Here is a 2,919-nt window from a genome sequence, read left to right as displayed (position 1 = left end):
CTGTCCTTCATCGTCACCGGCGTCGCCTGGAAATGGTTTCTCGATCCCGGCCTCGGCCTCGAGCAGACCTTGCATCAATGGGGCTGGACGAGCTTCCATTTCGACTGGATCAAGAACAAGGATTTCGTCATCTACACGGTGGTCATTGCCGGCGTCTGGCAGGCCTCCGGCTTCATCATGGCGATGTTCCTGGCCGGCCTGCGCGGCATCGACGGCGAGATCATGAAGGCGGCGCAGATCGACGGCGCCACCACCTTCCAGCTCTACCGCCGCATCGTCATCCCGCTGCTGCGGCCGATCTTCCTGTCGGCTTTCATCGTGCTCGCGCATCTCGCCATCAAGTCCTACGATCTCGTGGTCGCACTGACCAGCGGCGGGCCCGGTGGATCGGCCTGGCTGCCGTCCAACTTCATGTATGAGTACACGTTCAAGCGCAACGAAATGGCCGTCGGCTCGGCCAGTGCGGTGATCATGCTGATGACCATCGTCGCAATCATCGTGCCCTATCTCTATTCGGAACTGCGGGAGAAGCCGCGATGAGCGCCTTCACCACTCCCGCCCGCCAGGCCTCCGGCGGCGTCAACGCCAGGGTCATCAACCGCATCGTCATCTACGGGCTGCTGGCGCTGTTTGCGCTATTTTATCTGATGCCGCTGTTCGTCATGCTGGTGACCTCGTTCAAGACCATGGACGAGATCCAGAACGGCAACATGCTGGCGCTGCCCAGGGCACCGACCTTCGATCCCTGGCTGAAGGCCTGGGGCGAGACCTGCGTCGGCCTCACCTGCGCCGGCATCAAGGGCTATTTCTGGAACTCCATCAAGATGGTGGTCCCGGCTGTGCTGATCTCGACGATGCTCGGCGCGCTCAACGGCTACGTGCTGACCAAATGGCGTTTCCGCGGCGCAACGCTGGTGTTCGGGCTGATGCTGTTCGCCTGCTTCATTCCGTTCCAGTCGGTGCTGCTGCCGATGGCGACCATCCTCGGCAGCCTCGGCCGCTTCGGCGTCACGCTGCAGAATGCAACGGGAACCAGCTTTGGGCTCGGCAATCCGACCGTCAATCTGGTTTTCGTCCACGTCGTCTACGGCATCGGCTTCACCACGCTGTTCTTCCGCAACTACTACGAGGCGTTCCCCACCGAACTGGTCAAGGCGGCACAGGTCGACGGCGCATCCTTCTTCCAGATCTTCCGCCGCATCATGCTGCCGAACTCGATGCCGATCTTCGTCGTCACCGTTATCTATCAGTTCACCAACATCTGGAACGACTTCCTGTTCGCCTCGGCTTACGCCGGCACTGGCGACGCGATGCCTATGACGGTGGCGCTCAACAACGTCGTCAACACGTCGACCGGCGTCGTCGAATACAACGTCAACATGGCCGCCGCGATGATCGCGGCACTGCCCACCCTTCTCGTCTATGTGCTCGCCGGCCGCTATTTCGTGCGCGGTCTGATGGCGGGCGCCGTCAAAGGATAATCCGATGGCTTTTCTGGAAATTGATGGTTTGAGGAAGCGCTTCGGCCAGGTCGAGATCCTGAAGGGGATCGATGTCGAGCTCGAGAAAGGCGGCTTCCTGGTGCTGGTCGGCCCTTCCGGCTGCGGCAAGTCGACCTTGCTCAACACCATCGCCGGCCTGGAGACGATCACCTCGGGCGAAATCCGGGTCGACGGCCGCACCATCAACGATCTGCATCCTTCCAAGCGCGACATCGCCATGGTTTTCCAGAGCTACGCGCTCTACCCCAACATGACGGTGGCCGGAAACATCTCCTTCGGCATGGAGATGCGCGGCGTGCCGGCGGCGGAGCGCCAGAAGGCCATCGACAAGGTGGCCAAGGTGCTGCAGATCGGCCACCTCTTGCAGCGCAAGCCGAGCCAGCTTTCCGGCGGCCAGCGCCAGCGCGTCGCCATGGGCCGGGCGCTGGTGCGCGACCCAAAACTGTTCCTGTTCGACGAGCCCTTGTCCAACCTCGACGCCAAGCTGCGTGTTGACATGCGCATCGAAATCAAGCGCCTGCATGCCACCACCGGCACCACCATCGTCTACGTCACACACGACCAGATCGAGGCGATGACGCTGGCCACCAAGATCGCGGTCATGCGCGATGGCGAGGTGCAGCAGTTCGGTACGCCGGCCGAAATTTACAACAACCCGAGCAATCTCTTCGTCGCCGATTTCATGGGCTCGCCGGCGATGAACCTGATCCCGGCGACGATCGGCACGTCAGGCAACGCGCTGTCCGTCGTGCTGCAGCGCGAAGCACGAGAGCCGATCTCGCTGCCGATGGCCAATGCACCGGCCGGCCTGTCGGCATTCCAGGGCAAACCGATCATCTTCGGTGTCCGCCCCGAAGCCCTGACCGATCCGGAAGGTGCCGAGCGCAACGCCTCGCACATCGCAACCGCCGACTGTCACATCGAGGTCGTCGAACCGGCCGGCTCGGACACTTTCGCCGTCACCAATCTCGGCGGCAAGGGCGTGGTGGCGCGGCTGCGCGCCGACGCCAACATCCAGCCGGGCACCAACACGCCGCTTGCCTTCAACCTGACCAAGGCGGTGTTCTTCGACCCGGCGACCGAGACCCGTATTCGCTAATGTATGTCGCCCAAAAGTGGATCCGGTTTTGGGGCAACGACATGCATCAAAACAAAAAACTAAAGCGCGTCGGGACGCGATTTAGGCCATGACAAATCCGGACATCGTCATCATCGGCTCCGGCATCGGCGGCGCTACGATCGCTTCCGGCCTTGCCGGCAGCGGCGCCTCGATCCTGATGCTGGAGCGCGGCGAGCCGTTGCCGGCGACGCCGCACGCGCGCGACACGCGCTCGATCTTCGTCGACGGCCATTACAGGCCGAAGGAGATGTGGCGTGAGGCCGGCGGCGCCGCCTTCAACCCCGGCAATTATTACTA

3 protein-coding genes and 1 pseudogene are annotated in these 2,919 nt (G+C 62.5%); all 4 read left to right on the top strand.

Annotation, left to right across the window (positions count from 1 at the left end; translation table 11 throughout):
• A partial coding sequence (locus tag EN893_RS26845) for a sugar ABC transporter permease (protein WP_164901132.1) occupies positions 1-540 on the top strand: 540 nt, incomplete at its 5' end.
• On the top strand, positions 537-1,481 hold the full coding sequence (locus EN893_RS26840; RefSeq protein WP_127272642.1) for a carbohydrate ABC transporter permease: 945 nt from the start codon (positions 537-539) through the stop codon (positions 1,479-1,481). The genes EN893_RS26845 and EN893_RS26840, both read left to right, overlap by 4 nt.
• A 4-nt stretch (positions 1,482-1,485) precedes the next feature.
• Entirely contained in the window at positions 1,486-2,601 is a 1,116-nt protein-coding gene (locus tag EN893_RS26835) for an ABC transporter ATP-binding protein (protein WP_023810089.1), read from the top strand.
• Between the two features lie 88 nt (positions 2,602-2,689).
• A pseudogene (locus tag EN893_RS26825) lies at positions 2,690-2,919 on the top strand (GMC family oxidoreductase); the annotation flags it as partial.

The organism is Mesorhizobium sp. M7A.F.Ca.CA.004.04.2.1 (genome assembly GCF_004022825.1).
In the GTDB taxonomy this organism is placed as follows: Bacteria; Pseudomonadota; Alphaproteobacteria; order Rhizobiales; family Rhizobiaceae; genus Mesorhizobium.
The sequence above is the reverse complement of the archived record's forward strand: the minus strand, read 5'-3'. Positions and strand labels throughout refer to the sequence as shown.

Excerpts from the sequence above, each read along its gene's own strand:
- EN893_RS26840 (WP_127272642.1), top strand. The coding sequence starts at position 537 with ATGAGCGCCTTCACCACTCCCGCCCGCCAGGCCTCCGGCGGCGTCAAC.
- EN893_RS26835 (WP_023810089.1), top strand. The coding sequence starts at position 1,486 with ATGGCTTTTCTGGAAATTGATGGTTTGAGGAAGCGCTTCGGCCAGGTC.